This window comes from Cyanobium sp. PCC 7001 (assembly GCF_000155635.1).
Taxonomy (GTDB): domain Bacteria; phylum Cyanobacteriota; class Cyanobacteriia; order PCC-6307; family Cyanobiaceae; genus NIES-981.
Genome location: NZ_DS990556.1, coordinates 25,839 through 51,733 on the forward strand (window position 1 = coordinate 25,839; position 25,895 = coordinate 51,733).

The window sequence follows — 25,895 nt, forward strand, 5'->3', positions numbered from 1 at the left end:
CACGGCCGTGCCCCGATGACCGCGCTGATCAGTTACTCGAGGATTCTTGAGATCGTCGGTGACATCATCCGGGTGGAGGTGCCCACCGGAGTGGAGGGTGGCGAGGCTGCGCCGCGTTTCAACGATCTGGCGGTGCTGCAGAACGCCGATGGCAGCTCTTCACTGGCCCAGGTGATCGACCTCAAGCAGGGGTCGGTGGCCCTGCAGGTGTTCCGGGGCACCAAGGGGGTGTCGACCAATTCCGAGGTGCGTTTCCTCGGCCATCCGATGACCGCCACCTATTCCGGCAACATCCTCGGCCGGGTGTTTCGGGGCACGGGGGAGCCGATCGATGGAGGGCCCGATCTCTCCCAGGATCCGCGGGTGGCGATCGGTGGGCCTTCGGTGAACCCGATGTGCCGCATCCTGGCCTCCAAGATGATCCGCACGAACGTGCCGATGATCGACATCTTCAACTGCCTGGTGGAGAGTCAGAAGATCCCGATCTTCTCCGTATCCGGTGAACCCTTCAATCCCTTCCTGGCCCGTATCGGCATTCAGGCCGATGCCGATGTGGTGGTGTTCGGAGGTCTGGGCCTCATCTTTGATGATTACTACGCATTCCGTCAGACGTTTGAGGAGGCGGGTGTGTTTCCCCGCACGGTGATGTTCGTGAATCTGGCTTCCGACCCGATCGTGGAGCGGATCCTGATTCCCGACATGGCCCTGGCCGTTGCCGAGAAGTTTGCCGTGGAGGAAGGCAAGCGGGTGCTCGTGTTGCTCAGCGACATGACCTCCTTCGCCGATGGGCTCAAGGAGATCAGCATCGCCATGGATCAGGTTCCAGCCAACCGCGGCTACCCCGGCGATCTCTATTCCCAGCTGGCACGCCGTTATGAAAAGGCCGCCGATTATGCCAAGGGAGGTTCCGTGACCCTGCTCACCGTGACCACCATGCCCGGCGATGATGTGACCCATCCGGTGCCGGATAACACCGGCTACATCACCGAGGGCCAGTTCTATCTTCACGACGGCATGATCGATCCCTTCGGTTCCCTGTCGCGGCTCAAGCAGAACGTGATCGGCAAGGTGACCCGCGAGGATCACAATCAGATCATGAACACCACGATCCGCCTGTATGCCGGTGCCCGCGATGCGCAGCAGAAGCAGGCGATGGCGTTCGAGCTCTCCGAGTACGACGGCAAGCTGATCCGCTTCGGTGAGCTGTTCCGCCAGCGCTTCATGGACCTCAACGTGGATCTGCCCCTGGAGGCGGCCCTGGATCTGGCCTGGCAGACCCTCGCCGAGTGCTTCGAACCCCAGGAGCTGCTGATGAAGCAGGAGCTGATTGACAAGTACTTCCCCCAGCGCGATGACCCAACCGTTGCGGGGGCCGCGGAGGTGCGATGAGCAGGCTCTCGCTCACCAAGGCGTCCCTGAGTCACCAGAAGGGGCTGCTCAAGACCTACAACGACGTGCTGCCATCGCTGGACCTCAAACGCCGCCAGCTGGCGGCGGAACGGAAAACGGCCCGGCGTCAGCTGGAGGAGGCCCGCGCCCGCGGGGCGGCCATCGCGGCCGAGGTGGGAAACACCTGCCCGATGCTGGCCCATGCCCGCATTGACCTGTCCGATCTGGTGACGATCGCGGCCGTGCAACAGGTGGAGGAGAACCTGATGGGCACCAGGCTGCCGAAGCTGGATCGCGTCGACTTCAACGTGGCCGCGTATGGCCTGCTCACCCGGCCATTCTGGGTGGATGCCGTGGTGGGCTGGCTGCAGGCGGCCCTGCGCAATCAGCTGGAGCTGCGGGCGGCCGAACAGCGGCTGGAGCTGCTGCAGCTGGCCGAACGCAAGGTGACCCAGCGCTTCAATCTCTTCGACAAGGTGCTGATTCCTGGCACCCGCCGCAACATCCGCAGGATCTCCATCTACCTGGCGGATGCGGAGCGTGCCGCGGTGGTGAACTCCAAGATCGCCAAGCGCAAGAAGGAGCGTGACCAGGTGGCCGCCCCATGACGATCATTCCGCTGGCCAAGGTCACGGTGCTGGGGCTCTCCGCCGACCGGGAGCGCCTGCTGGACGGTCTGCAGAGCCTCGGCTGTCTGCATCTGATCCCCCTGGCTGACGCGGGCGAGGACGAGGGCTTCGTGCTGGATCGCCCCAGCGAGGATGCCCGCCAGGCCCTGCGCTATCTGATGGATGTGCGCCGGCGGCGCCATCAGACGCGCGTGGATGCCGACTTCGCGTTCGAGCGGATCGTGGCGGAGGCTCTCGCCAACCGCCGCCGGAAACAGCAGGCCGAAGACCGTCTGCTTGCCCTCGGCAAACGGCTGGAGGAGCTGAGGCCCTGGGGGGATTTCACCCTGCCGGCGCTCGATGCCCTGGGGGGGTGCCGTCTGTGGTTCTACCGGGTGCCCCATCCCAAGGCCGCCGCCTTCCGCCAGGCGCTGCAGGGTCTGGGTGTGCCCTGGCAGCGGCTGCACGAAACCGCCCGCCATGCCTATGTCGTGCTGATTGCCGAGGAGGAGCCCGATCCGGCCCTGCTGCCGGTTCCCCGCTCCCATGTCGGTTCGCAGTCCTACCGGGAGGTGCAGCGGGAGTGCGATCTGGCCCGCACCGCCCTCGAGGATGTGGAGGCCGAGCATGAATCGCTCAGCTGCTGGTTGTTTCTGCTCTCCAAACATCTCACCCGGGCCGAGGATGCCCAGGCGCGCCATCAGGCCAGCGCCATGGCGCGCGACGACAGCACCCTGGTGCAGCTGCAGGGCTGGATTCCCCGGCCGCTGCTGCCGCGGCTGCAGACCTTCGCGGCGCGGCAGGGTCTGGCCTACCTGGCAGACGTGCCCGAGCCCAGGGACAGTCCGCCGACCCTGCTGCGCAATCCCGCTTCGCTCAGCGGCGGCCAGGATCTGGTGACCTTCTACGAGACACCGGCCTACCGCGACTGGGATCCCTCGATCGTGGTGTTCTTCTCGTTCGCGTTCTTCTTCGCCATGATCATGGCGGACGCGGGTTACGCGCTGGTGCTCGGCGTCGTGCTGGCGCTGAAGTGGAAGTCGATGGGCCGTTCAGCGGGCGGCCGCCATTTCCGCATCCTGGCGGCCTTTGGCCTGGTGATGGCCCTGGTGTACGGAATGCTGGCGGGCAGCTATTTCGGCATCGAGCCACCGCAGGGCTCGCCCCTGGCGGCCATCAAGCTGCTGGATCTCAACGATTTCCCGGCGATGATGCAACTCTCGCTGCTGGTGGGCTGTGCCCATCTGCTGCTCGCCAACGGGGTGGTGGCGGTGCGGGGCCGCTCCCTGGCCCAGACGGCGCCACCGATCGGCTGGATGGCGGTGATCGTGGGTGGGCTGACGCTCTATCTCGGCAATGCCGCGCCACCCGTTCTGCATGTGGGCCTGGGTCTGATTGCCGGGGGACTGCTCACCGTTCTGCTGCTCAGCAGTGAGCGGCAGGTTCACCATCCGATGGACCTGCTGCTGCGGCTGCTGGATGGGGCTGGATCGCTCACGGCCATCTCGAAGCTGTTCGGTGATGTGATGAGTTACCTCCGGCTGTTTGCCCTGGGGCTGGCCAGTGCGTCGCTGGCGATCACCTTCAACCAGCTGGCCGGCCAGGTGTCGCGCTCGGACATCGCCCTGGGGGTGCCGATCGCCCTGCTGATCCTGGTGCTGGGCCATGGCATCAACCTGCTGCTGGCCATCATCAGCGGCTTCGTGCATGGCCTCCGGTTGAACTTCATCGAGTTCTTCAACTGGGGACTCTCCGGCGAAGGTGTTCCCTTCAGGCCTTTCATCAAAAAGGAGCTTGCCTCGTGAACGACCATTTCGCTCTCCTCGGACTCGGCTGGATCGGCATCTATGCCCCGGTGGCCCTCGGTGCCATCGGGGCGGCGATCGGTTGCACCATTGCCGGGCAGGCGGCCATCGGCGCGATGATGGAGGTCAACAGCGGCTATGGCCGATTCGTTGGTCTCTCGGCGCTTCCTTCCTCGATGTCGATCTACGGCATCGTGGTGATGTTCATCCTCAACCGGCCGGTGCTGCCGGTGAATGCCGGCGCCCTGTTCGGACTGGGCGTGCTCTCCGGGCTCACCTTCCTGCTGGCCGCCATCTACCAGGGGCTCTGCTGCGCCTCGGCCATTTCCGGGTCGAAGTCGAAGCCGGAGATCTTCGGCCTGGCCCTGGCGCCGGCGGCGATCGTGGAGGGCTTCGCGGTGTTCGCCTTCGTGTTCGCCCTGGTGGCTGCCGGCGGCATTCCCAGCCAGTGATCCCCTGCGCCTGATCCCCTTCCCTCCAGCCTTCGATGCCCAGGTCCCGAACCCACCGCGATGACGACCCGGCCCGCGTGGCCTCCGGCGTGGAGGAACTGATCGCCCGCCTGCGGGATGAGGGGGTGGCCGCCGGCCGTGACCAGGCGGACAGGCTTCTGGCCGATGCCAGGACCCAGGCCCAGCACATGCTCGATCAGGCCCGGCAGCAGGCCGACCAGATCGTCAAGGACGCCCGACTTGAGGCCGAGACGCTCGAGCGCTCCGGCAAACAGGCCCTGGACCTGGCTCTGCGGGATGCCGTGCTGGCCCTGAAATCCCAGCTGATGGAGCGGTTCCGGGGTGAGGTGCGCCAGCTGGTGGGGGAGGAGCAGCAGAAGCAGGAGATCCTCGAGCGGATGATTCAGGAGGTGGTGGGCCGGGTGCGCGAGGAGGCCGACCGTTCCGCCCACAGCGAGGTGATCCTGCCCCGCCACATCGCCGGGCTGGAGGAACTGAGCCAGAACCCCGAGGAGCTCGAACACGGCGTGCTCACCCATTTCGTGCAGCTGGTGTCCCGGGGCATGCTGCGGGAAGGCGTGAGCTTCGGCGTCGCCACCGATCAGCAGAAGGGGCTGCGGTTGCGCCTGGTGGATCGCGACGTGGTGCTCGACCTCACCGATGAGGCCGTGTCGGAAGCGATCCTGCAGCACCTGCAGCCGCGCTTTCGCGCCCTGCTGGAGGGCGTCGTGAAATGACCGTGTGACATGACCGTCTCCCTCTGCGCCCCCCGCTACACGTTGCTGATGGGCAGCCTGCCCCCGCTGGGCGGCCTGTTCGAGGCGCGCACGCCTGCCATCTCGCTGCTGAAGCTGGAGAGCCGGCTGAGCCTGCTCCATCCCGACGACCGGCACACCCTGGAGCTGATGACGGGGTTTCTGTCCCAGTCGATGCGGGATGACGACAGCCTGGCGGGACCGATCGATGAGCGCCTGCTGGAATCGGCCCGGCAGTTCTTCGCCGCGGTGTCCAATCCCACCCTGCGGCAGCTGGTGGCGCACCGGCTCGATCTGCGCACGATCCTGGCGGCCCTGCGGCGGCGCCATCGGGGCGAGAGCGAACCACCCACGGGCCAGGCCTGGGGGTTCGGGCCCTGGGTGGCCACCATCGCGCGCCGCTGGAGCGAGCCCGCCTTCGGGCTGGAGGCGGTGTTCCCCTGGATCCCGGAGGTGAGCGGGCTGCTGGAGAGCGGGGATCTGGTGGCGCTGGAACGCACCCTGTTCGGGGTGATCTGGAGGGATCTGGATCGCCTCGTCTTCGGCCACCACTTCGACTTCGAGGCCGTGGTGGTGTACGTCGCGCGCTGGGCGCTGGTGGATCGGTGGTCCCACTACGACGCCGAGGCGGCCCAGGCCCGCTTCACCGGGCTCGTGGAGGCGGCGCTGGCTCACCACGATGCGGCTTGCGCCCGTCCACCCGCCGTTCCCCGCCGATGACGCCCGCCGCCTTCAATCCCGCCCGCGTGGTGGCCGTTCAGGACGATCTGGTGACCATCGCCATGGCCGACACCGATCCGCGGCCGATCCTCAAGAACGAGGTGATCTACATCCTGCCGAGCCGTCTGGATGGGGAGCGGCAGGAGCGGCTGAAGGCCGAGGTGCTGCGGGTGAACGGCACCACCGCCGATGCCCAGGTGTACGAGAGCACCAGGGGCGTGGGGGTGGGGGATCCGGTGGAGCAGACCGGTGAACTGCTGTCGGTGACCCTCGGGCCGGGCCTGCTCAGCCAGGTGTACGACGGTCTCCAGAACCCTCTGGCCGGCCTGGCAGCGGGCTATGGCACCTTTCTGCCCCGGGGGGCCACGGTTTCCCCGCTGGACACCGAGCGCAAGTGGTCATTCCAGTCCACGGCCCGCATGGGCGATCGTCTCAGGGCCGGCGACGTGATCGGCACCGTTCAGGAGGGGCGTTTCACCCACAAGATCATGATCCCCTTCGCGGAGCCCGGGGAGGTGACCCTGGAGTGGATTCAGCAGGGCAGCTTCACCGTGACCACCGCGGTGGCGCGGATCCGGGATGCCCGGGGCGAGACCCGCTCCCTCACCCTCACGCAGGAGTGGCCGGTGCGGCGTCCCCTGCCCCAGGGCCTGCTGGAGCGGCGCCTGTGCGAGCGGCTCTATCCCCAGGAGCCGATGATCACCACCCAGCGGATCGTGGACACCTTCCTGCCCATTGCCCGCGGCGGCACCGGCTGCATCCCGGGGCCGTTCGGGGCGGGCAAGACCGTGCTGCAGAACATGATCTCCCGCCACTCGGACGTGGACGTGGTGATCGTGGTGGCCTGCGGTGAACGGGCCGGTGAGGTGGTGGAAACCATCACCGAATTCCCCAAGCTCTCCGATCCGAAGACCGGCGGATCGCTGATGGATCGCACGATCATCATCTGCAACACCTCCTCGATGCCCGTGGCGGCCCGGGAGGCCTCGATCTACACCGGCCTCACCCTCGGTGAGTACTACCGCCAGATGGGGGTGAACGTGCTGCTGATCGCCGATTCCACCTCCCGCTGGGCCCAGGCGATGCGCGAAACCTCCGGGCGTCTGGAGGAGATTCCCGGTGAGGAGGCCTTTCCCGCCTATCTCGACTCCTCGATCAAGAGCGTGTATGAGCGGGCCGGGATCCTGCGCACCAACGATGGCAGTGTGGGCAGCCTCACGATGATCGGCACAGTGTCGCCCGCCGGCGGCAACTTCGAGGAGCCGGTCACCCAGTCGACCCTGAGCACGGTGAAGGCCTTTCTGGGGCTGAGCGCCGATCGGGCCTACAAGCGCTTCTATCCCGCCGTGGACATTCTGCTGTCATGGTCGCGTTACTTCGGCCAGCTGGAAGACTGGTTCGCCCGGCATGTCTCCCCGGACTGGGTGCAACGGGTGAAGGCGATGAACGCCCTGCTGCGCCGCGGCGACGCCGTGAACCAGATGATCCAGGTGACCGGCGAGGAAGGGGTGACTCTGGAGGATTTCATCCTGCATCAGAAGGCGCTCTTCCTCGACATGGTGTACCTGCAGCAGGATGCCTTCGATGCGGTGGATTCCAGCTGCCCGATCGAGCGCCAGAAATCATCCTTCGATCTGGTGTGCGATCTGGTGAACCGGCCCTACCAGTTTGCCGACAAGACGGAGGTGCGGGAGTTCTTCACCCGGCTCACCGGGTTGTTCAAGAACCTCAATTACGCCCCACTCGAATCGCCAACCTACGCCAGCTTTCTTGGGGAGATCCAGAACCTGGCCGAGGCCCAGGCCATCAGGATTCCGGCCCAGGCGGGCAGCTGAGCTGCGCGATGGCCTCCGGCACGCTCCCGAAGGTGCCCATGCTGTTCGGCCCGCGGCCGAGGCCGAACCGGTGCAGTTCCTCCACCATGGCCCGGGAATTGGTCACCAAGGCGGAGCGTACCCCGGAGCCCGCCAGGCGATCCCGCAGCTCCAGCAGGGCCTTGGCGGCCGAGTAGTCCACATCGTCAATGCCCGAGGCATCCACCACCAGTCCCTCCACGATCGCCCCGGGCTGGGTCACCAGGGCCAGCACCTCTTCGGTGAAGCGGTTGGCATTGGCGTAGAAGAGATTGGCCTCGAAGCGGTAGGCCAGGATCCCCGGCACGGCGAACACGCCCGGAGCCACCGGAACCGTGTGCAGGCCCGTGCCATCGGCGCGGGGAGCCCAGAGGCAGGTCCGCGGCCGGTAGGTGTGCCGCACCTGCTCGATCAGCGACAGCACCACGGCCAGCAGGATGCCCGGCATCACTCCCACCTGGGCCACGGTGATCACGGTGGCCAGGGCGATCAGAAATTCGTTGCGCTGCAGCCGCCACAGCTCCCGCAGCCCCGTCCAGTCGATCAGCTTGAGGCCGATCAGAAAGACGATCGTGGAGAGCACCGCTGCCGGGAGCAGCTCCAGGGGGCGGGTGAAGAACAGCAGCACCAGCAGCACCACGGCGGCGGCGGTGAGATGGGCCAGCTGGCTGCGGCCACCCGCCGCATCCACCATCTCGGTCTTGGTGGGGGAGCCATTCACCACGAAGGTGCCGCTCAGCCCGGCGGCCAGGTTGGCGCTGGCCAGCCCCACCAGGTCCACGTTCTCCAGGCTCCGCTCCCTGTAGCGCTGGGCGTAGGCGCGGGCCGTGGCCGAGCTCTGGGCCAGGACCACCACGAAGCAGGAGGCGGCGCTCACCAGCACGGCGTTCCACTGGGAAGGCGCCACCACGGGCAGCACCAGATGGGGCAGGCCGCCGGGCACGGCGCCCACCACATCCAGGCCCCGGCCGGGGAAATCGAGCAGGGCGCTGACCAGGATCGAGCCGCTCACCGCGATCAGGGCGCCCGGCAGCCGCCGGTCGAGGCGCCGGCAGACCGCGATCAGCCCCAGCACGCCCAGGGCCACCAGCAGGTGGTCGATCCGGCTCTGGGGCAGCCGGGCCAATGTGGCCAGCAGCTGTTGCACGGCGCCCTGGCCCTGCCGCGGCAGGCCGAACAGGCCCGCCAGCTCCGAGGCGGCCACCTGCACGCCGATGCCGGAGAGCAGGCCGATCAGGGCGCTGCGGGAGAGGAAGTCGGCCAGAAAGCCCAGGCGCAGCAGGGCCGCCAGCAGCAGGAACAGGGCCACGCCCACGGCCACCGCCATGGTGAGCCCCAGGTAGCTGGCGGAACCGGGCGGGGCCACGCCGCCCAGGGTGGCCACCAGGATCGCCGCGGTGGCCGAATCGGCCGCCACCACCAGATGGCGCGAGGCCCCCAGCACAGCGAAGGCCACCATGGGCAGCAGCATGGTGTAAAGGCCGGTGATCACTGGCGTCTGGGAGATGCGGGTGTAGCCCATCACCTCCGGAATGGCCAGGGCCGCCAGGGTGAGACCGGCCAGCACATCGGCGGCCACCTGATCCCGCCGCAGCGGCAACAGGCCAGTCGGTCGGGGCAGCCAGGCGCCCAGGTCCACGATGGTCCGCTGCAGTTCTGAACTGTGGCCGGGCGGGGCGGGTCGTGGCATGGATGTTGTCAGCGCGATCCGGGCGCCTGTTCAGTTTCCAGGCCCGACACCAGGAACAGGGTGGTGGAGCCGGCCACGGCATAGGGGGTCAAGGCATTGCCGGCGATCAATCCCGCACCACCGCCGATGAGGACGGCGCTGGCCAGGATCAGGATCACGTTGTGGAGGCCGGTGCCGAGGCTCACCACCACGAACAGCAACCCTGCCAGCGTTCCACCGGCCGCTCCGGTGGTGGTGAAGAAGGCGCTCCAACCGTCGAACATGGGGCGTCTCCTCAGTTCATCGTTCCCGTTCTCCATGACCGCAGCGCCTCGACGCCCCCAACCCCAGGGCTTTCGACCGGCCTGGAGGCGGCTGGGCCCGGTGCTGCTCGCCCCCGCCCTCCTGACCCTGCCGGGGCCCCTTCGCGCCGATGTGCTGCAGGAGCGGGAGCAGCGCTCCCATCCGGTGTGGTCGGCCGGGGGGATGGTGGCGGTGCAGGAGCCCCTGGCGGCGGCTGCCGGGGCGGAGCTGCTGCGCGAGGGGGGCAATGCGGTGGATGCGGCCATCGGCACCGCCTTCGCCCTGGCGGTGACCCATCCCCAGGCGGGAAATCTGGGCGGCGGCGGCTTTTTGGTGCTGTGGCTGCCCGGAGCCTCCCCGGCGCGGGCCCGTGGCTGCCTGCCGGACGACCAGGGCCCCGCCAGCGCTGTTGGCAACGCCGAGAACCCTGAGCTCCGCATCGGCCGGGGCACCGCCGTGGCGGTGAACTTCCGCGAGACCGCCCCCGCGGCCGCCCGCGCCGATCTGTTCGTGGGGCCGGAGGGAACGGTGGATCGGGCCCTGGCCACCGGCAGCCTGCTGAGCACGGCGGTGCCCGGCTCGGTGGCGGGACTGGTGCTGGCCCAGCGCTGCTACGGCCGTCTGCCGCTGCAGCAGGTGCTGCGCCCCGCCATCGCCCTGGCCGAGACGGGCTTTCCGGTGAGCCGGGTGCTGGCGGAGGATCTGCGCCGCGCCCGGCCCCGGCTGGAGGCCGACCCCACCGCCCGGGCCCTGTTCCTGGCGGCGGACCGCCCTGGTGCCCGGCTGCGCCAGGGCGCGCTGGCCCTCACCCTGCGAAGGATCGCCGAGCAGGGTGATCGGGGCTTCTACGCCGGCCCCACGGCGGAGGCCATCACCGGCCTGATGCGCCGCGGAGGCGGGCTGATCACCCTGCAGGATCTGGAGCGCTACCGGGCCCAGCTGGTGCGTCCGCTGGCGGGCCGCTTCCGCGGCAGCACCGTGCTGGTGCCGCCGCCCCCCAGCAGTGCGGTCACGATCCTGCAGCTGCTGGCGGTGCTGGAGCCGATGCCGCTGGCCAGCCTGGGGGCGAACGGGGCCGAGAGCCTGCACCGCATGGCCGAGGCCATGAACCTGGCCTACCGCGACCGCAATGCCCTGCTGGGCGATCCCGACCAGGTGGCGATCCCCCTGGCGCGGATGCTGGCCCCTGCGTATGTGGCGGCGATGCGCCGCAGCCTCGATCTGCAGCGGCACCGGCCCGCCGCCCAGGTGCAGCAGGGGCCGCCGCCCCTGCCCGAAAGCGAGGACACGATCCACCTCTCCACCGCCGATCGCCAGGGGGGCCTGGTGGCGCTCACCACCACCCTCAATTTCCCGTTCGGCAATGGCATTGCCGTGCCCGGGGCGGGGTTCCTGCTCAACAACGAGATGGACGACTTCACCGCCCAGCTGGGCAGTGCCAACGCCTTCGGACTGGTGCAGGGGGCCTCCAATGCGATCGCGCCGGGGCGGCGGCCGCTCAGCTCGATGAGCCCCACTCTGGTGTTCCATGCCGACGGCCGGCCCTGGTTCGCCACCGGCAGCCCCGGGGGAAGCCGCATCCTCACCACGGTGCTGCAGGTGCTGCTCAACCGCATCGAGCACGGGCTGAATCTGGCCGGGGCCGTGGCGGCTCCGCGCATCCACGCCCAGCTGCTGCCGGATCGCCTGTTCTTCGAAGAGGGCCTCAGCCCGGACACCCGCCGGCTGCTGGAGGTCAAGGGGCACCAGCTGGTGCGCAGCTCCGCCATGGGGGCCGCCAACAGCGTGGAGATCACGGCCGATGGCAGCTTGGGAGTGGTGGATCCGCGCAAGGCCGAAGGGCTCGCTATCGGCGAATGAAGCCGGAAGGCTGAGCCCTCAGCCGGCCTGGGGGCCCGGGGTGGTGAGCATGTTCACGGCCGAGATGCCCAGGCCCACCCCCAGCAGGGTGCCGATCGCCCAGACGCTGTCGCTGGGCCACTCGGCGATCAGCATGCCGCCCAGCACGGTGGTGACGATGCCATCGAGGAGCACCAGGCCGCGGGCCGGGCCCTGGCCGGCGGCCGCCCCGGCCAGCTCCATCACCCCCTGGAAGGCGAGCAGGAATCCCACGAACAGGGTGAGGCTCACCTCGCTGGCGAGGGGGTAGAGCAGGATGTAGATGCCGCCGCCGGCATAGAGCAGGGCGGAGAGCAGGCGAAAGAGCTTGCCCTGCACATCGGGTTCGCCGGTGAGGCGCAGGCCCTGGGACACCCCCGCGGCGATCGCCACACCGCCGATGGCGATGGTGAGCAGGGTGGCCGACACGAACGGCAGGGCGATCGCCAGAGCCGCCGCAGCCAGCAGCAGGCCGGCGGTGAGCCAGCGCAGCACGGGGGAGGAGGGAGCGGCCAAGGGTGTGGGAGCAGCTGGCGACACCCTAGGCAGGGTGTGCTGGCCTGTTCATCGGGGAATGCCCACAGGGCTGTGGCAATCCATCACAGCCAGCGCAGGCCGCGGCTGAAAGTCCCCAGGTTGGGTTCCGTTCAGTGGTCTGTGGAGGTGTCCAAGGTGGAGGGCTCTCTGCCGTGGATCCACTCCGGCCACCGCCAGTCCGGTGCTGAGCCTGTTTGCTGAGCTTGTTTGTTTTCAAGGGAACGCGTGTGCCCATGAGAGTGTTTCGACAACGGTGTCCTCCACGGCAGCGATGGTCTCGACGGCTTCTTCCCCGCCTGTTCCTGTCTGTTCTGCTCGCCGCTGTGCTGCTGGCCGGTCTGAGCCAGCCAGGCGCCGCCCAGCTGGCCCTGCCGGACTTTGGCCAGGCGAACCGGCGTAACCCACCCCCCGAGGTCACACGTCTGGGAAGCATTGAGGTGGCCCCTGTGCGTTCTCCGATTACCGGCGAGGACTTGTTCGTCGTGGCGTCCCCAACCATCACGGATCGCAACCTGGAGCGGGCCGACCTGACTGCCGCCGTTGAAGAACGCGCCGCCGAGGTAAGTGCCCGTCTGCGCCGCGCCGTCCTCGATCGGCTGACACCGCCGATGAATCCGGAAACCCTGGCTGTCGATGTCGGCGTGCTCAACGGCGTCACGGTGATCACGGCCAAGGATGATCACTACACCCAGCCCCTGATTCTGGTTTCCGTCACCCGGGTTGACAGCAACTACCACGGCCTTCCGATTGCACAGCTGGCTGGCCAGTGGCGGGGCATCCTCACCACAGAAATCAGGACAGGGCTCAAGGAACTCTCCAGCGAGGTTGTTCTCCAGGATCTGGTCTCCGTGGGACGAATCCTGCTGCTCCTGGTGGCGCTCACGGTTGGGCTCTCCGTGGCGAAGCATCTTCTGGGCCGGCGGCAACAGCGCCTGCGCCGGCTCCGCGATGAACTCCAGGCCGCTGCCGAGTCAGCCGGGCCGCAGGCTGCCCTGGATCCCCAGGAAGGCCGCGAGGCTCTAGAGCGCGATGAGCGCAGGGCACAGCAGCGCGAGGCGTTGATCCAAGGACTGGATCAGGTGGCCAGCCTGGATCGTCGCTTGAGTGTGCTGAGTTTTCTGCAATGGTTGCTGTTCTGGTCGCTGGTTCTGGTCTGGTACTTCGGGTTGTACCAGCTGTCCAAGCAGTTTCCTGTGCTCGAGAAGTACAGCGAGGAGGTGCTGGCAATCCCGATCAGGCTGCTGCTCATCTGGTTCTTCACCGGATTTGCCATCCGTCTGTGTCGCCGGTTGATTGACCGTTTCACCAATGTTCAGGATGGGGGCAGCCTGGTGGGTGTGCTGGCTGCAGGGGATGCCAAGCGTCTTCAGCTGCGGGCTTCCACGATCGCGGGCGCAGCCAAAGGATTTGCGACCATTCTGCTGATTGGCTTCGGCCTCCTGCTGGCACTTGGTGTTCTGGGCCTGCCCACGGGCTCAGTGCTGGCCATCGGGGGAATCTTCGGCTTGGCACTCTCCTTCGGGTCTCAGAGTCTGGTGAAGGATCTGGTGAATGGGGTGCTCATTCTGGCCGAGGATCAATACGCCATCGGAGATGTCGTTGACACGGGTGCCGCGGCTGGCCTGGTGGAAAACCTCAACCTGCGTGTCACCCAGTTACGCAGTGTGGATGGCGAGCTGATCACCATCCCCAACAGCACGATTACCCAGATCAAGAACCTCACCCGAAGCTGGTCCAGGGTGGCCTTCAGCATCAGTGTGGCGTACGAGACCGATCCGGATAAGGCCCTGCGTGTGCTGAACGACGTTGCCCGTCAGCTGTATGAAGATCCGAACTGGCATGACAAAATCGTGTCTGAACCCACGGTGTTGGGCATCGATAGCGTCACTTCCACCGGAATCGCCATCACCACCTGGATTCAGACGGAGCCGGCCCAGCAATGGGCCGTGGGTCGTGAGTTCCGGCTGCGGGTGAGACGCGCCTTTTCCGAGCACAGGATCGACATCGGCACTCCCCGTCAGACCTACCGGCTGGAGCCGCCACTGCCGGAGCTGCCGGATTCGGAGCCTGCTCACGGCTTGAAGGTGTAGGTGAGGCCGGTGACGTACTGGAGGTTCAGATTGGGATTGTCTCTCACCGGTCTGGTCGTGTACCGCCACACGACCCTGCTGCTCCAGGCCCAGCGCTTGCTGATCGGCACGTTCAGATTCACGTCGGAGTACATCACCAGTTGATCCAGCTGATCGGAGCCGGCCCCCACCGCCAGGGTGGGGGAGAGGGTGGCACGACCGATGGGGATCCCGCGGCCGAACAGGATCAACACGACGGAGGGCGTGAGTTCATTCCTTTCCAGCTTGAAGTTCAGATCTTCGTACTCATAACGAGCGCCGAGGATGCCGAACTGAAGATCAAGGAAGTGTTCGGTGCTCCGCCCCCTCCAGAGGTTGATTCCCGGGCCGACATAGGAGGCCACCAACGCGGAGGTGTCTTCGTCATCGCTTCCGCTGGCGAACACACCGGAATTGACATTGGTGAAGTTGCTCACGAACAGGTGCCAGTCGTCATTGAGGTGATAGCGGTACATCAAACTCGAGGCGATGTTGGGCTTGATGCGGTTGTTGTCCCTGCCGCTGTCGTAGTCGATCACGAACAGGCCATCGGCGCTCAGATCCTGCCGTGACCAGGGTTTGAACAGGCTGAAGCTGAGGCTGCCGAGCATGGTCGTTTCGTCGAACGACGTTCCCGTCACGCCTAAGCCCGCTTTCAATCGGCCGGGTCCTTCCGGGAAGGGATAGGCCACGGTCTGCTCGCTGGCATCGCCTTGGGCCAGGGCGTCCTGCTGCAGAGCGCGGCTGGTGTCTACATCCCCAAGGGCTGCGTATCCCAGCGCCAGCCTGCTCTGCCACACCCGGCGTGACGTCGCTGGGGTGATGGCCTCCACGGTCTTGCGGGCTTCCTGCAACGCAGCCTTGGCGGCCTCGGCCTCGCCCAGCTGTGCCCGCAGGCGAGCAATCGTCAGCCAGTCGTCCACCTGGGACTCCGAGGCGGGCTGGCCGCGCACGATCTCCTCCGCAGCCGCCAGCCAGGGCCCCGGATCCTCCGCACAGGTGGTGGCCAGACACCAGGCCACCTGGTCGAGCAGCACCCGCGCCTGGGCGGAGAGCTCCTGCTCGCTGCCGGACGCCGCAGGCGGTTCCGCGGCCACGGGTTCTGCCACCGGGGGGTCATCCGCGAGAGCCGCGCCCGGGGCCAGGGACAGCGCACTCACCAGGCCAACGAGGGCGGTGCCGGGGAGCGTCTCTCTCCAGCTGCCGCCTCGGATCGCCAATCCACCATCGCGCCGTCGCGCGAACCTTAAACCGGTACTTCACCGCCTGTTGGAGGTCTCCAAATCCCCACAGGGCCGTTGCATTCCGTCACAACCCGACGCGCTGCGGCCGTGGTCTGCCGATCGTGGATGGTGCGTGCCGCTCGGCGTCCACCTCCGTCCAGGTTTCAGCAGGCAAAGCCTCAGCGCCCGGATCTCCGGCCGGGCCTTCTGCCTCCGGGCCCTCGGCCTGAGTACCCGCCCCACCAGCCAACCTCTGCGCTCACCCCGCCCCGATGCTGGAGCTGCTCCCCGCGCTCAACGACCGCAACCTGCCGTGGATGGACACGATCCATCCGATCGTGGTGCACTTCGTGATCGCCATGGCCCTGATCAGCGTGGTGTTCGATCTGATCGGCCGCTTCGGCCGTCGGCCGGCCCTCTACGAGGTGAGCTTCTGGAACCTGCTGGTGGCCACCGTGGCCATCTTCGTGGCGATCATCTTCGGCCAGATCGAGGCGGGCCTGGCCAATCCCTACGGCGCAGCCAGCACGATCCTCAACCTGCACAGCACCCTGGGCTGGTCGCTTGCGGGGGTGCTGGCCCTGCTCTCGGGCTGGCGCTACGTGATCCGCAGCCGTGATCCCCTGCGCCTGCCGCCGGCCTTCCTGGGTGCCGGCGCCCTGCTGAGCGTGCTGGTGGTGGTGCAGGTGCTGCTGGGCAACCAGCTGGTGTGGGTGTATGGGCTCCACACGGTGCCCGTGGTGGAAGCGGTGCGCGCGGGGCTGGTGTGATGGCTTTTGTTGCCGGGAAGACAGCCTTTGCTGCGCTCCGTGCCTTCACGCCGGTGGCCGATCAGCTGGGCCCCAACCAGCTGCCCTACGGCATGCCCGTGCACCCCAACCTGGTGCACTTCACGATCGGGCTGTTCGTGATCGCGATCGTGTTCGACATCGCCGGCGCCCTGTTTCCGCTGGAGAAGCGCCTGTTCCGCTTCCTGGCCCTGCCGGTGACGCGGGCCGGCTTCCACGACGTGGGCTGGTACAACCTGCTGGCCTGTGCGGCCGTGAGCTTCCTCACGGTGGCGGCGGGGTTCTACGAGATGCTGCTGGCGGTGCCGATCCCGGGCGGCCGCAGCGACTTCGGCCTCGGCAGCGCCTCGACCATGCTCTGGCATGGCGTGGGCGGCGTGGTGGTGCTGCTGCTGATCGTGGCGATGACGGTGTGGCGCGGTCTGCAGCGCTTCCGCTGGCGTCGGGATCTGGGCCGGCAGGTGCAGTGGAGCTACCTGGTGGCGGGCCTGGGCCTGTTCGTGCTGATCGGCGTGCACGGCACCCTCGGCGCCCAGCTGGCCGGTGAGTTCGGCGTGCATGTCACCGCCGATCAACTGGTGGCGGCGGGTCTGAACCTGCGGGAGGCCCTGCCATGACCACCGCCACCCCATCGGGCTCCCCAAGGCTCTGGGCCGTCGCGTTGCTGCTGGCCGCGGTGCTGGCCGATCTGGCCGCCAGCTTCTGGATGGCTGCCCAGTCGCACCGCTGGCTGCCGGTGCCGGCCTCCGCGGCTGCCGGCCCGGTGGACGATCTGTTCGCCCTGGAGGTGGGCATCGGCAGCTTCATCTTCTTCGGCTGCAGCGGCGTGATGCTGTGGACGCTGCTGTTCAACCGCGCCCCCAAGTACGACCTGGACAACGGCGATCCGATCGAGGGCAACCTCAAGCTGGAGATCGTGTGGACCCTGATCCCGCTGGTGATCGTGATGCTGATCGCCTGGAAGGCGATCGACGTGAGCGACACCCTCGCCACCCTGGGCGGCAAGGTGCGGGTGAGCGGCGGCCATGCCGCCATGCACGGCGCCGAGGGGCCCATGGCTGCGGAGCTCGCGGCGGAGGATCCGGCCGCCGAGGCCCCGATCCAGGTGATCGGCCGCCAGTGGAGCTGGGAGTTCATCTACCCCAACGGCGTGCACAGCAGCGAGCTGCACCTGCCGGAAGGCCAGCGCAGCTTCCTGCGGCTGAGCGCCACCGATGTGATCCACGGCTTCTACGTGCCGGCCTTCCGCCTCAAGCAGGACCTGATCCCCGGCAGCGTGATCGATTACAGCCTCATCCCCACCCGCGCCGGCCGCTACCGGCTGCGGGATTCGATGTTCAGCGGCGGCTACTTCGCCTCCAACCAGACCGATGTGGTGGTGGAGCCGCCCGAGGTGCATGCGGCCTGGCTCAAGCAGGCCCTGCGCCAGCCGCTGCGGCCGGCCGCCAATGCCGCCACCGATCTCTATGCCCAGCGCCTGGCCCGGGGTGACCGGGGCTGGGCCACCGTGCCGCCGGCGCCGCCGCCGCTGGTGCACGTGAGCGCCGATCCCACCGCCAGTCACGAGGGCTGACCATGACCAGCACCACCCCGGCACCCGCCCCCGCTCCCTCCTTCGATCCCCGTGTGCTCAAGGCACCCCATCCGGTGCCCGGCGCGCCCAACAACTGGCGGCGCTTCCTGAGCTTCAACACCGACGCCAAGGTGATCGGTCTGCAGTACATGATCACCGCACTGTTCTTTCTGCTGGTGGGCGGCCTGCTGTCGATGATCATGCGCGGCGAGCTGATCACACCGGCTGCGGATCTGGTGGATCCCAGCGTGTACAACGGGCTCTACACGATGCACGGAACGGTGATGCTGTTCCTGTTTCTGTTCCCCATCCTCAACGGCTTCAACAACCTGCTGATCCCACCGATGATCGGCGCGCCGGACATGGCCTTTCCGCGCCTGAACGCGGCCGCCTTCTGGATGGTGCCGGTGTTCGGGGTGATCCTGATGGCCAGCTTCCTGGTGCCGGGGGGCCCCTCGGGAGCGGGCTGGTGGGCCTATCCGCCCCAGAGCATCCAGAACCCGCTGGGGCACTTCCTCAACGGCCAGTTCCTGTGGATCCTGGCGGTGGCGCTCTCGGGCATCTCCTCGATCATGGGGGCGGTGAACTTCATCACCACGATCATCCGCATGCGGGCGCCCGGCATGGGCTGGTTCCGGATGCCGATCTTCTGCTGGACGGCGGTGGCCGCCCAGGCGATCCAGCTGATCGGCCTGCCGGTGCTCACCGCCGGGGCGGTGCTGCTGCTGTTCGACCTGAGCTTCGGCACCAGCTTCTACCGGCCCGAGGGCGGCGGTGATCCGATGCTGTATCAGCACTTCTTCTGGTTCTATTCCCATCCGGCGGTGTACGTGATGGTGCTGCCGGTGTTCGGCATCTTCTCGGAACTGTTTCCGGTGTATGCCCGCAAGCCCCTGTTCGGCTACCACGTGGTGGCGATCGCCTCGTTCGCGATCACCTTCCTCAGCCTGATCGTGTGGGTGCACCACATGTTCTACAGCGGCACGCCGCAGTGGATGCGCAACCTGTTCATGGTCACCACGATGCTGATCGCGGTGCCCACCGGTATCAAGGTGTTCGCCTGGATCGGCACCCTCTGGGGCGGCAAGCTGCGCCTCACCACGGCGATGCTGTTCTGCCTGGGCGGGGTGTTCAACTTCATCTTCGCCGGCATCACCGGCATCATGCTGGCCACGGTGCCGGTGGACATCCACGTGGGCAACACCTACTTCGTGGTGGGCCACTTCCACACGGTGATCTTCTCCACCATCACCTACGGCGTGTTCGCGGGCATCTACCACTGGTTCCCGAAGTTCACCGGCCGGATGATGTATGAGGGCCTGGGCAAGCTGCACTTCCTGCTCACCTTCATCGGCAGCCAGCTCACCTTCCTGCCGATGCATGCGGCCGGGCTGCTGGGCATGCCGCGGCGGGTGGCGTCGTACGACCCGGAGTTCGCCTTCGCCAACGTGCTCGCCAGCCTCGGCGCCTTCCTGCTGGGGGTGGCCACGATCCCGTTCCTGCTCAACCTGGTGAGCTCCTGGGTGCGGGGCGAGAAGGCGCCGCCGAATCCCTGGCACGCCATCGGCCTGGAGTGGCTGCTGCCCTCGCCGCCGCCGGCGGAGAACTTCGAGCACGACGTGCCCACCGTGGTGAGCGGCCCCTACGGCTACGGCCTGGGGCGGCCGCTGGTGGAACACGAGGAGCGCTACGTGGCCAAGGCCGCCAAGGCCGGAGCAACCCCATGACCAGCCTCAACCCAGCACCGACGGAGGTCCCCGTGCACGGCGAGCACGCTGGCCACGGCGATCACACCCTCACCGGCTTCGTGATCTTCCTGCTCTCTGAGAGCGTGATCTTCCTGGCGCTGTTCGCCGGCTATGCCATCTATAAAACGTCTTCCCCTCTGTGGCTGCCGCCGGGGGTGGAGGGGCTGGAGGTGGCGATGCCCCTGCGCTTCACCGTGGTGCTGGTGAGCAGCAGCGGCGTGATCTACCTCGCCGAGCGGGCCCTGCACCGGGGCCGGCTGCGACAGTTCCGCGCCTGGTGGCTGCTCACGATGGCCATGGGCGCCGTGTTCCTGGTGGGGCAGGGGCTGGAGTGGGCGGCGCTGCCCTTCGGTCTGGGGGATGGCGTGTATGGCGCCAGCTTCTACCTGCTCACCGGCTTCCACGGCCTGCACGTGCTCACCGGCGTGCTGCTGATGGGGCTGATGCTGGCCCGCTCGTTCCGCCCCGGCAACTACGACGCCGGCTCGGTGGGGGTGACGGCCGTGTCGCTGTTCTGGCACTTCGTGGATGTGATCTGGGTGGTGCTGTTCGCCCTGATCTACGTGTGGCAGCGCTGAGGAGGCCCCCGCGATGATCATCGACGACACCCTCTACGACGTGGTGGTGATCGGCAGCGGCGCGGCCGGCGGCACGCTGGCGGCTGAACTCGCCGAGGCGGGGAGGAAGGTGCTGCTGCTGGAGCGGGGCGAGCGGCTGCCGCTGGTGGATCAGAACGTGGTGGATGTGGACCTGTTCCGCAAGCAGCGCTACCACCCCGAGCAGCCCTGGTTCGGCAGCGACGGCGATCCCTTCAATCCCCAGATGGTGTATGCGCTGGGGGGCAACACCAAGATCTGGGCGGCGGTGCTGGAGCGGCTGCGGGAGGCGGAGTTCGAGGGGGTTGCGATGCAGGACGGCCGCTCGCCGGCCTGGGGCCTGCACTACGGCGATCTGGAGCCCTGGTATGACCGGGCCGAGGCGCTCTACCGGGTGCACGGCCAGGCCGGCGAAGACCCCACGGCGCCGCCCCGCTCAGGCGCCTATCCCTTTGAGCCGCGGCCGATGGAGCCGGTGCTGGAGCAGCTGCATGCCGACCTGGCGCGCCAGGGGCTGCGGCCGTATCACCTGCCGCTGAGCTGGAGCGAGAACGCGGCGGATCCCACCGGCGATGCGGAGCAGTTCGGCGTGGAGCGGGCCCTGGCGGCCGCCACGCCGGCGGCGGTTCGCAGCGGCGCGGAGGTGGAGGCGCTGCATGTGGACCCCTCCGGCCGCCAGGTGAAGGGGGTGGAGGCGCGGATCGGGGAGGACCGTTGGCTGTTCCAGGGACAGCAGGTGGTGCTGGCGGCGGGGGCGGTGAACACGGCGGCGATCCTGCTGCGCTCGGCCGGGGAGCGGCATCCAAGCGGGTTGGCCAACGGCTCGGATCAGGTGGGCCGCAACCTGATGAAGCCCCAGCTCACGGCCCTGCTGCAGCGGGCCAGCAGCCCCAACTCGGGGCGCTACTCACCTGCTCTGGGTCTCACCGACTACTACTGGGGCGACAAGAACGTGAGCTACGCGCTGGGCTCGATCCGCAACGGCGGTGGCGTGCTGCAGGATCCGCTGTTCGCCGAGTCGCCGCCGCTGCTGTCGCTGGTGAGCCGGCTGCTGCCGGATCCGGCGCTGGAGTGGCTGGCCGACCGCTCGATCACCTGGTGGGCGATGACGGCGGTGCTGCCCGACCCGGAGAACCGGGTGACGGTGCGGGGCGAGCGCATCGATGTGGCCTACATCGCCAACAACCGCGAAGCCCACGACCGGCTGGTGTACCGCTGGCTGGACACGATCCAGAAAACCGAGGCCGACCCCGCCACCACGGTGGTGCAGCGGGCCCCGATCTACCCCCGCGGCGAGGCCCCGCTGAGCGTGATGGGCCTGGCCTGCGGCACCTGCCGCATGGGCCCCGATCCGGCTACGTCCGTGGTGAACCTGCAGGGCCGCTGCCACGAACTGGAGAACCTGTGGATCGCCGATGCCAGCGTGTTCCCCAGCTGCCCGGCGGTGGGGCCTGGGCTGACGGTGATCGCCAATGCGTTGCGGGTGGCGGAGGAAGTGCGGTGGGTGTTGGGGTGAGGTTTGTTCCCCTTCTTGAAAGATCCTGCACAGCTGTTCTGTAGCTGGCTGAACCAGTGGTTCTTGGGTCCGATAACCACGCCTACCCTGTGGAGTGTCGAAGCTAGAAGCAATGCCGCACCTGGGTTTTGCGTCTCACCAGCTATTGCTCCAGTGTGGTTATCGGAAAGGGCGCATCGCTCTGCCTTGGTTCACGGAACCGACCAATGACTAGTTAGATTTACTACGCTGCTGGACAGTACGACAACTCGTAGGCAAAGTCGTGTTCAACGTTAGCCCGCGAAGTCGCTGGCCGAAACGCACGAACTTCACGTGGCCTTATAGAGGAGGTCACCCCCTCGTGAACCGGCTGAACACTTCGACCGTGATCACTTTCGGCGGCATCGCGCAAGCTCTGAGTTACCCCACGAAAAAGATCATCTTTGGTAAGTTTTGCCCCTCCAATCCGAACTACGATAACAGCATGATCGCTTAGCAAAGGAATCACACCTGCCCACGCTTCACACAGGAACTGCCAGTATCGATCGATTCGGGTGTGTCTGTCATCAGGGTTCTTGCGCAGCTCAGGAAATGGTGCACCACCTAGAAACCATAATCTTAGCCATTGGTCTTCGGCATAATCGGTAGTGTCCAGGTATGGAGGTGACGTCACAACCAGGCGCACCTTCCCGCATATTTCCGGGAACGAAGCTGCTGAGTCTCTCGCATCTGCTTGGCGGACCATCCCCCTTATCTCGGCTGAGGGGGCTCTGAATCGAAACGTCGCGGTGTTACGGAGAACATCAAACACCCTCCGTCGTGGCGGTTGGAGCCCACGCTCAGCCCACCAACGTATGGAGTAATCTGGTTTAGTGCTTATTGTGCGGGGCATGCGGTTGCTCAAGCAATAATCAGAACGGTGCGACTCTCCGTGGAGTACGCCCAAGGTTAGGGCAGCGATAAACCGATCCACTTGATCGTGACGCCACTGGAGATGTTCACGAAGAAATAGAATCTCTGCCAAAGTATTGCGTTCATAACACGCCTCAAAAAATGGACTAGGCGCTACTGATAAAATCGGGTCGCTGGTGAAGCTCTCCTCCAATTCATTTATTCTTCTGAAGATCGATTGTAGTGATGGAGCTTCCGCTTTGGCACCTGCAATGCAAGCGGCTACGGGGTTGATGTCCACCCCGTACGAAGGACGGCCATGAAGCAAACTCTCGAAGACTGTTGTCCCACGTCCACAAAAGGGATCAAATACAACGTCTCCCGGGGTTGTATATGTAAGAACTTGATGTTCCACAAATTCCTCTGGGAACATGGCGAAGTAGGGACAAAGCGAATGAAAAGGATGTCTATTGCTCATGCGGCAGATTTTGCTTCGTTGAGTGCACTGTCAATCCACTCCCTTACAGAGGTAAGCGTATTACCACCTGATTGCGATGCCGAGCTCGTCAAGCGCCTTGCAGCTGCACCGACAATTCGCAGTCGGTCGATCACGAGACCAAACTCCTGTTCGCGGAGCCAGGCTTGGGCTGATGCGACGTCTTCGAAGGCGGCTTCACTGCTCCCAGCACATTCATGATGCTGTGGGAAAGGAATGAATATTGCTGGGATGTAGTGGTGGGTAGGCTGTTGTGAGAACCAGCTCAAGAACCTAGGTGTATCTGCTTTTACTGACTTTTTGGTCCAGTCGTTGCCAGAGGCGACTTGCCCGAATAACACCAGCTTACCCGGCCGTTTGTCGTCAAACTCACGCCAAGCCACAACATCAATTCCGGAATCCTTTTCTCTGCCATTCGACCAAATGGGAACGCTGTCGTGAACCGTACCAAGCCGAAGCTGCCGGTTCAAGTCCTGCAAAGCAGGGCGGAAAGCAGTCCCTTCCTTCCTTGGCCACCCAAAGGAAACCGAAACACCGCCAATCACATCAGCTGCAGCCTCGGAGGCAATCTCCTGAAAGTGACGAGCCATCGCACGTTCCAAATCCGGAATGCCTTGGCCCTGAATACGCCGATCACGGATGGCGCTTGTCAGAAGGCAGAAGATATAGCATTCCTGGCCCGTAGATGATTCATTGGATTGCCTGTCACGGGTCGAAACGCATCGAATGCTCCAGTTGGCGCCTCGGCTCCTGATCTGAAACGGGTAATAACTTCCGACAACAGCGCTGCGATGCTCCAGCTCGTCGAGTACAACATCTGCTGCCTCGTGCCGGTCGTCCTCCAATATTTCACTTTCTAAACTGTCCCCGTTCGATGGGTCATATCGGACATCATGTCCGTCGTCGGCCAAACGATCATACAGACGAACAACATCCGCTCGCGTTGCTACTCCACGACTTGCTGTAAGAGCCATAACCTCGAGCCAATCTGCCAGCCGGCTTCGCGTGTCCTGTGGCAGAGGACCTCTAATTGGCATTGTCATCCTCTCCCTGTTCAAGTCGCTCCGTGGTGGTTTTCATAGCCCCATGCAGGGATTGCACAGTCCTCCTAAGGTTGTCACCCGCCGTCATCAAGTCAGGGCGTCCATCGAAATTGCCAACCAATCGCAGAGTATCCTCCGCCTGCTTGATAGTCAGCATTAGAGAGCGGCTGAATTGCAAGCTCTTGTCCTCTACTTGATCGTACGCGATATGCAGGTCACGAGTCGCCTCCAGCATTGTTGTCGCATTGTCGTTACCAAGCACCTCCACCAAACGGTTCAGATCCGGATTCTGACTCGCTACAACTGCGGGCTCGTTCCTCTGCCCATATAACCAAGACATTAGCTGACGAAGCTCATCGCTTCGCTCTGTTGGTACTGGCTGCACTGGCAACACCTCAGACAAATTGTCATCTGACAAGCCAAGGTATGACCTTACATTTGGCCTTGCGACAGCTGTATAAAGGTGCGAAAAGGGGAACGACTTTTTAGTGGTATCCTCACGGTTGAAGCCCTCTGCAAGTGCCTGTTGAAGGACATTCCATCCGTTTACAAGTCGCCGGATTGTGTTATGATTGTCTCCTAGGCGCCGGCTAACGTGATCGATAGTTGCACCGTCACTTAGCCACTCCGCAGCATACTTTGCTTTGGCCAACGCATCCCACTTAAATGGGCCATTGATGTGCTTGAATCCAATGAAGTCACGAGCGTCGCTTCGCGAATTCACGCGGCGCACGCGCACCATCTGAGGCTGTGACTTAGGCCCAGGTTCTTCTGGAAGCTCAATGCCAAAGCGCTCACGAGTTGCCTCGTCCGCCAAGATTCGAAGTGCGGCGAGACGACGATTGCCCTCAAGAACGACGTTGTCTTGCTCAAGGACAATCAGTGGTTCGTAATCCAGCCAGCCAGAGGTCAAAATCGATTGAATAAGCTCCTGAATATCCGCGTGGTCGAGCAGATACTCTAGAACCTCTTCTTCGGATTCGAATGACTCGTCAGGAATCCGCGGATTCTGGAGATCAAGGCGCAGATTATCGGGCGCCTCGAATTCGTCACTGATGATTGGATTGCTTTGGGACACGTTGGTTACGCCTCGTGAAATCGAGTTTTCAGTCAAAGCTCTGTTCATTCTACTAGAAGAGTGCCGTTTACTGCTCGGAGTTGTTTTTCGCCATAGACAATAGAGTTACTTAACGCGTATCGAACGGCTCGGCTGTTGACTAGTGCGTCGATAAGCCGGACCACACAGCCGGCTGGATCTTATCTTCGTTCCATACGGTGATGGTGCTGCGGCTGCAGCTGCAGCAATGGCATAGAGAGTTGGAAAACTGGCCATCTCCATCGCTTACGTGCGAGTAGCCCGTAGGTTTGTTCTAGCCACTCTAAGGCCTTGAGCGTGCGGGTTTGCACCTAAAGCTCGACGTCAGAACCAGCCCAAAGAGCGGCCCACGAGATTGACGGCCTGGATTGTCGTCGCTAAGTACAATCGTGCGTCGACTCAGCCCCAGAAATGGACGCGATCAATCTCAGCATATATGGAGCTTCCTTGGCTGTAGGTGCTCAGCTGGATTGAGGTGCTCCACCGGCATGAAATGATGATCGGGCTGTTCACGGAGAGCTGAGCATTATAGCGTTGGTTCGGATTTGGCCTAAGCTTTTCTTTGTTGTATTCGTTGATCGAAATGTAGCTAGGTGAATCGAAAGTCTGCGGAGAGCTAGGCGCCGTCAGGTCAGGCAATAGGCTAGAGCGAGCCAAATACGCCTCCATTTCCTGACCGACAGTTGAGGAGCATTAGGAGATAGCGTATCCGGCCAATGGTGATCCCGATGCGATCCTACTTGTAAATGAGCTGATAGATCACATAGTTCCTTTACTGACTTTTCGAGGACATCCAGACTCGCCAAGAAGAAGCATTTTGATTCGATCCGATACGCTCCTGATTTGCTCGAGTGCGTCAGACCATTCGG

At 65.2% G+C, this 25,895-nt stretch carries 22 protein-coding genes; 15 read left to right on the forward strand and 7 right to left on the reverse strand.

Translation table 11 applies throughout. The annotated features are described in order from the left end of the window. Positions 1-15: 15 nt before the first annotated feature. The 7 genes from CPCC7001_RS00125 to CPCC7001_RS00155 are packed head-to-tail and all read left to right on the forward strand — an operon-like array spanning position 16 to position 7,564. Positions 16-1,389, forward strand: a complete 1,374-nt coding sequence (locus CPCC7001_RS00125; RefSeq protein ID WP_006911794.1) for a V-type ATP synthase subunit B — start codon at positions 16-18, stop codon at positions 1,387-1,389. Continuing rightward, complete coding sequence (locus CPCC7001_RS00130; protein ID WP_006911590.1) at positions 1,386-1,997, forward strand: V-type ATP synthase subunit D; 612 nt, start codon at positions 1,386-1,388, stop codon at positions 1,995-1,997. Before CPCC7001_RS00125 ends, CPCC7001_RS00130 begins: the two co-directional genes overlap by 4 nt. After that, a complete protein-coding gene (locus CPCC7001_RS00135; RefSeq protein WP_006911347.1) occupies positions 1,994-3,802 on the forward strand; it encodes a V-type ATP synthase subunit I in 1,809 nt (602 codons plus the stop codon). The genes CPCC7001_RS00130 and CPCC7001_RS00135 overlap by 4 nt, the downstream gene beginning before the upstream one ends. Next, positions 3,799-4,254: an ATP synthase subunit C gene (locus tag CPCC7001_RS00140; protein ID WP_006910706.1), complete on the forward strand. Its 456-nt coding sequence runs from the start codon at positions 3,799-3,801 to the stop codon at positions 4,252-4,254. The genes CPCC7001_RS00135 and CPCC7001_RS00140 overlap by 4 nt, the downstream gene beginning before the upstream one ends. 35 nt (positions 4,255-4,289) lie before the next feature. Beyond that, positions 4,290-4,991: an ATP synthase subunit A gene (locus tag CPCC7001_RS00145; protein ID WP_050757008.1), complete on the forward strand. Its 702-nt coding sequence runs from the start codon at positions 4,290-4,292 to the stop codon at positions 4,989-4,991. 9 nt (positions 4,992-5,000) lie between these two features. Then, the gene (locus CPCC7001_RS00150; RefSeq protein WP_006911277.1) at positions 5,001-5,729 is read left to right on the forward strand and encodes a DUF2764 family protein; all 729 of its coding nucleotides are present in this window, start codon (positions 5,001-5,003) and stop codon (positions 5,727-5,729) included. Further along, on the forward strand, positions 5,726-7,564 hold the full coding sequence (locus CPCC7001_RS00155) for a V-type ATP synthase subunit A (protein WP_006909984.1): 1,839 nt from the start codon (positions 5,726-5,728) through the stop codon (positions 7,562-7,564). The genes CPCC7001_RS00150 and CPCC7001_RS00155 overlap by 4 nt, the downstream gene beginning before the upstream one ends. On the opposite strand, the gene CPCC7001_RS00160 is transcribed toward CPCC7001_RS00155, so the two are convergent. Next, a complete protein-coding gene (locus tag CPCC7001_RS00160; protein WP_156796615.1) occupies positions 7,536-9,272 on the reverse strand; it encodes a SulP family inorganic anion transporter in 1,737 nt (578 codons plus the stop codon). The genes CPCC7001_RS00155 and CPCC7001_RS00160 overlap by 29 nt on opposite strands. An 8-nt stretch (positions 9,273-9,280) precedes the next feature. After that, positions 9,281-9,535: a hypothetical protein gene (locus CPCC7001_RS00165; protein ID WP_043368383.1), complete on the reverse strand. Its 255-nt coding sequence runs from the start codon at positions 9,533-9,535 to the stop codon at positions 9,281-9,283. 34 nt (positions 9,536-9,569) lie between these two features. On the opposite strand from CPCC7001_RS00165, the gene ggt reads away from it, so the two are divergent. Next, the gene (ggt, locus tag CPCC7001_RS00170; RefSeq protein ID WP_156796616.1) at positions 9,570-11,414 is read left to right on the forward strand and encodes a gamma-glutamyltransferase; all 1,845 of its coding nucleotides are present in this window, start codon (positions 9,570-9,572) and stop codon (positions 11,412-11,414) included. 18 nt (positions 11,415-11,432) lie between these two features. Here the strand turns inward: ggt and CPCC7001_RS00175 are convergent, their stop codons facing one another. Continuing rightward, a complete protein-coding gene (locus CPCC7001_RS00175; protein WP_043368385.1) occupies positions 11,433-11,948 on the reverse strand; it encodes an HdeD family acid-resistance protein in 516 nt (171 codons plus the stop codon). A 344-nt stretch (positions 11,949-12,292) separates the two neighbouring features. On the opposite strand from CPCC7001_RS00175, the gene CPCC7001_RS00180 reads away from it, so the two are divergent. Further along, positions 12,293-14,059, forward strand: coding sequence for a mechanosensitive ion channel family protein (locus CPCC7001_RS00180; protein ID WP_006910819.1), 1,767 nt, complete (start codon positions 12,293-12,295; stop codon positions 14,057-14,059). Here the strand turns inward: CPCC7001_RS00180 and CPCC7001_RS00185 are convergent. Beyond that, a complete protein-coding gene (locus CPCC7001_RS00185) occupies positions 14,041-15,174 on the reverse strand; it encodes a DUF481 domain-containing protein (protein WP_225867126.1) in 1,134 nt (377 codons plus the stop codon). The two genes, CPCC7001_RS00180 and CPCC7001_RS00185, sit on opposite strands and share 19 nt — an antisense overlap. A 398-nt stretch (positions 15,175-15,572) precedes the next feature. On the opposite strand from CPCC7001_RS00185, the gene CPCC7001_RS00190 reads away from it, so the two are divergent. Genes CPCC7001_RS00190 through CPCC7001_RS00215 form a run of 6 tightly spaced genes read left to right on the forward strand, consistent with a single transcriptional unit; the run spans position 15,573 to position 21,521 of the window. After that, positions 15,573-16,070 (forward strand): DUF2231 domain-containing protein, encoded by a 498-nt coding sequence (locus tag CPCC7001_RS00190; protein WP_006909569.1) that lies wholly within the window; start codon positions 15,573-15,575, stop codon positions 16,068-16,070. After that, positions 16,070-16,705 carry a DUF2231 domain-containing protein gene (locus CPCC7001_RS00195; protein WP_043368397.1) on the forward strand — a complete coding sequence of 212 codons (636 nt, stop codon included), beginning with the start codon at positions 16,070-16,072 and terminating at the stop codon, positions 16,703-16,705. Before CPCC7001_RS00190 ends, CPCC7001_RS00195 begins: the two co-directional genes overlap by 1 nt. Further along, positions 16,702-17,661 (forward strand): cytochrome c oxidase subunit II, encoded by a 960-nt coding sequence (locus tag CPCC7001_RS00200; protein WP_006910661.1) that lies wholly within the window; start codon positions 16,702-16,704, stop codon positions 17,659-17,661. The genes CPCC7001_RS00195 and CPCC7001_RS00200 overlap by 4 nt, the downstream gene beginning before the upstream one ends. 2 nt (positions 17,662-17,663) lie before the next feature. Further along, complete coding sequence (locus tag CPCC7001_RS00205; protein ID WP_006910601.1) at positions 17,664-19,388, forward strand: cbb3-type cytochrome c oxidase subunit I; 1,725 nt, start codon at positions 17,664-17,666, stop codon at positions 19,386-19,388. Then, the gene (locus CPCC7001_RS00210) at positions 19,385-19,987 is read left to right on the forward strand and encodes a cytochrome c oxidase subunit 3 (protein WP_043368398.1); all 603 of its coding nucleotides are present in this window, start codon (positions 19,385-19,387) and stop codon (positions 19,985-19,987) included. Before CPCC7001_RS00205 ends, CPCC7001_RS00210 begins: the two co-directional genes overlap by 4 nt. Before the next feature lie 13 nt (positions 19,988-20,000). Continuing rightward, entirely contained in the window at positions 20,001-21,521 is a 1,521-nt protein-coding gene (locus CPCC7001_RS00215; protein WP_006911128.1) for a GMC oxidoreductase, read from the forward strand. A gap of 223 nt (positions 21,522-21,744) precedes the next feature. On the opposite strand, the gene CPCC7001_RS15955 is transcribed toward CPCC7001_RS00215, so the two are convergent. The 3 genes from CPCC7001_RS15955 to CPCC7001_RS00220 form a co-directional block, all read right to left on the reverse strand. Beyond that, positions 21,745-22,869 (reverse strand): DNA methyltransferase, encoded by a 1,125-nt coding sequence (locus CPCC7001_RS15955; protein ID WP_071778237.1) that lies wholly within the window; start codon positions 22,867-22,869, stop codon positions 21,745-21,747. Beyond that, positions 22,866-23,798 (reverse strand): hypothetical protein, encoded by a 933-nt coding sequence (locus CPCC7001_RS14880; protein ID WP_198006429.1) that lies wholly within the window; start codon positions 23,796-23,798, stop codon positions 22,866-22,868. The genes CPCC7001_RS15955 and CPCC7001_RS14880 overlap by 4 nt, the downstream gene beginning before the upstream one ends. 115 nt (positions 23,799-23,913) lie before the next feature. Continuing rightward, on the reverse strand, positions 23,914-25,008 hold the full coding sequence (locus CPCC7001_RS00220; RefSeq protein WP_006910164.1) for a ParB/Srx family N-terminal domain-containing protein: 1,095 nt from the start codon (positions 25,006-25,008) through the stop codon (positions 23,914-23,916). Positions 25,009-25,895 lie beyond the last annotated feature (887 nt).

Bases quoted from the DNA above. Each gene is read 5' to 3' on its own strand.
- CPCC7001_RS00125 (WP_006911794.1), top strand. From the start codon at position 16: ATGACCGCGCTGATCAGTTACTCGAGGATTCTTGAGATCGTCGGTGAC.
- CPCC7001_RS00130 (WP_006911590.1), top strand. From the start codon at position 1,386: ATGAGCAGGCTCTCGCTCACCAAGGCGTCCCTGAGTCACCAGAAGGGG.
- CPCC7001_RS00135 (WP_006911347.1), top strand. From the start codon at position 1,994: ATGACGATCATTCCGCTGGCCAAGGTCACGGTGCTGGGGCTCTCCGCC.
- CPCC7001_RS00145 (WP_050757008.1), top strand. From the start codon at position 4,290: ATGCCCAGGTCCCGAACCCACCGCGATGACGACCCGGCCCGCGTGGCC.
- CPCC7001_RS00150 (WP_006911277.1), top strand. From the start codon at position 5,001: ATGACCGTCTCCCTCTGCGCCCCCCGCTACACGTTGCTGATGGGCAGC.
- CPCC7001_RS00155 (WP_006909984.1), top strand. From the start codon at position 5,726: ATGACGCCCGCCGCCTTCAATCCCGCCCGCGTGGTGGCCGTTCAGGAC.
- CPCC7001_RS00160 (WP_156796615.1), bottom strand. From the start codon at position 9,272: ATGCCACGACCCGCCCCGCCCGGCCACAGTTCAGAACTGCAGCGGACC.
- CPCC7001_RS00165 (WP_043368383.1), bottom strand. From the start codon at position 9,535: ATGTTCGACGGTTGGAGCGCCTTCTTCACCACCACCGGAGCGGCCGGT.
- ggt (WP_156796616.1), top strand. From the start codon at position 9,570: ATGACCGCAGCGCCTCGACGCCCCCAACCCCAGGGCTTTCGACCGGCC.
- CPCC7001_RS00190 (WP_006909569.1), top strand. From the start codon at position 15,573: ATGCTGGAGCTGCTCCCCGCGCTCAACGACCGCAACCTGCCGTGGATG.
- CPCC7001_RS00195 (WP_043368397.1), top strand. From the start codon at position 16,070: ATGGCTTTTGTTGCCGGGAAGACAGCCTTTGCTGCGCTCCGTGCCTTC.
- CPCC7001_RS00200 (WP_006910661.1), top strand. From the start codon at position 16,702: ATGACCACCGCCACCCCATCGGGCTCCCCAAGGCTCTGGGCCGTCGCG.
- CPCC7001_RS00205 (WP_006910601.1), top strand. From the start codon at position 17,664: ATGACCAGCACCACCCCGGCACCCGCCCCCGCTCCCTCCTTCGATCCC.
- CPCC7001_RS00210 (WP_043368398.1), top strand. From the start codon at position 19,385: ATGACCAGCCTCAACCCAGCACCGACGGAGGTCCCCGTGCACGGCGAG.
- CPCC7001_RS00215 (WP_006911128.1), top strand. From the start codon at position 20,001: ATGATCATCGACGACACCCTCTACGACGTGGTGGTGATCGGCAGCGGC.
- CPCC7001_RS15955 (WP_071778237.1), bottom strand. From the start codon at position 22,869: ATGAGCAATAGACATCCTTTTCATTCGCTTTGTCCCTACTTCGCCATG.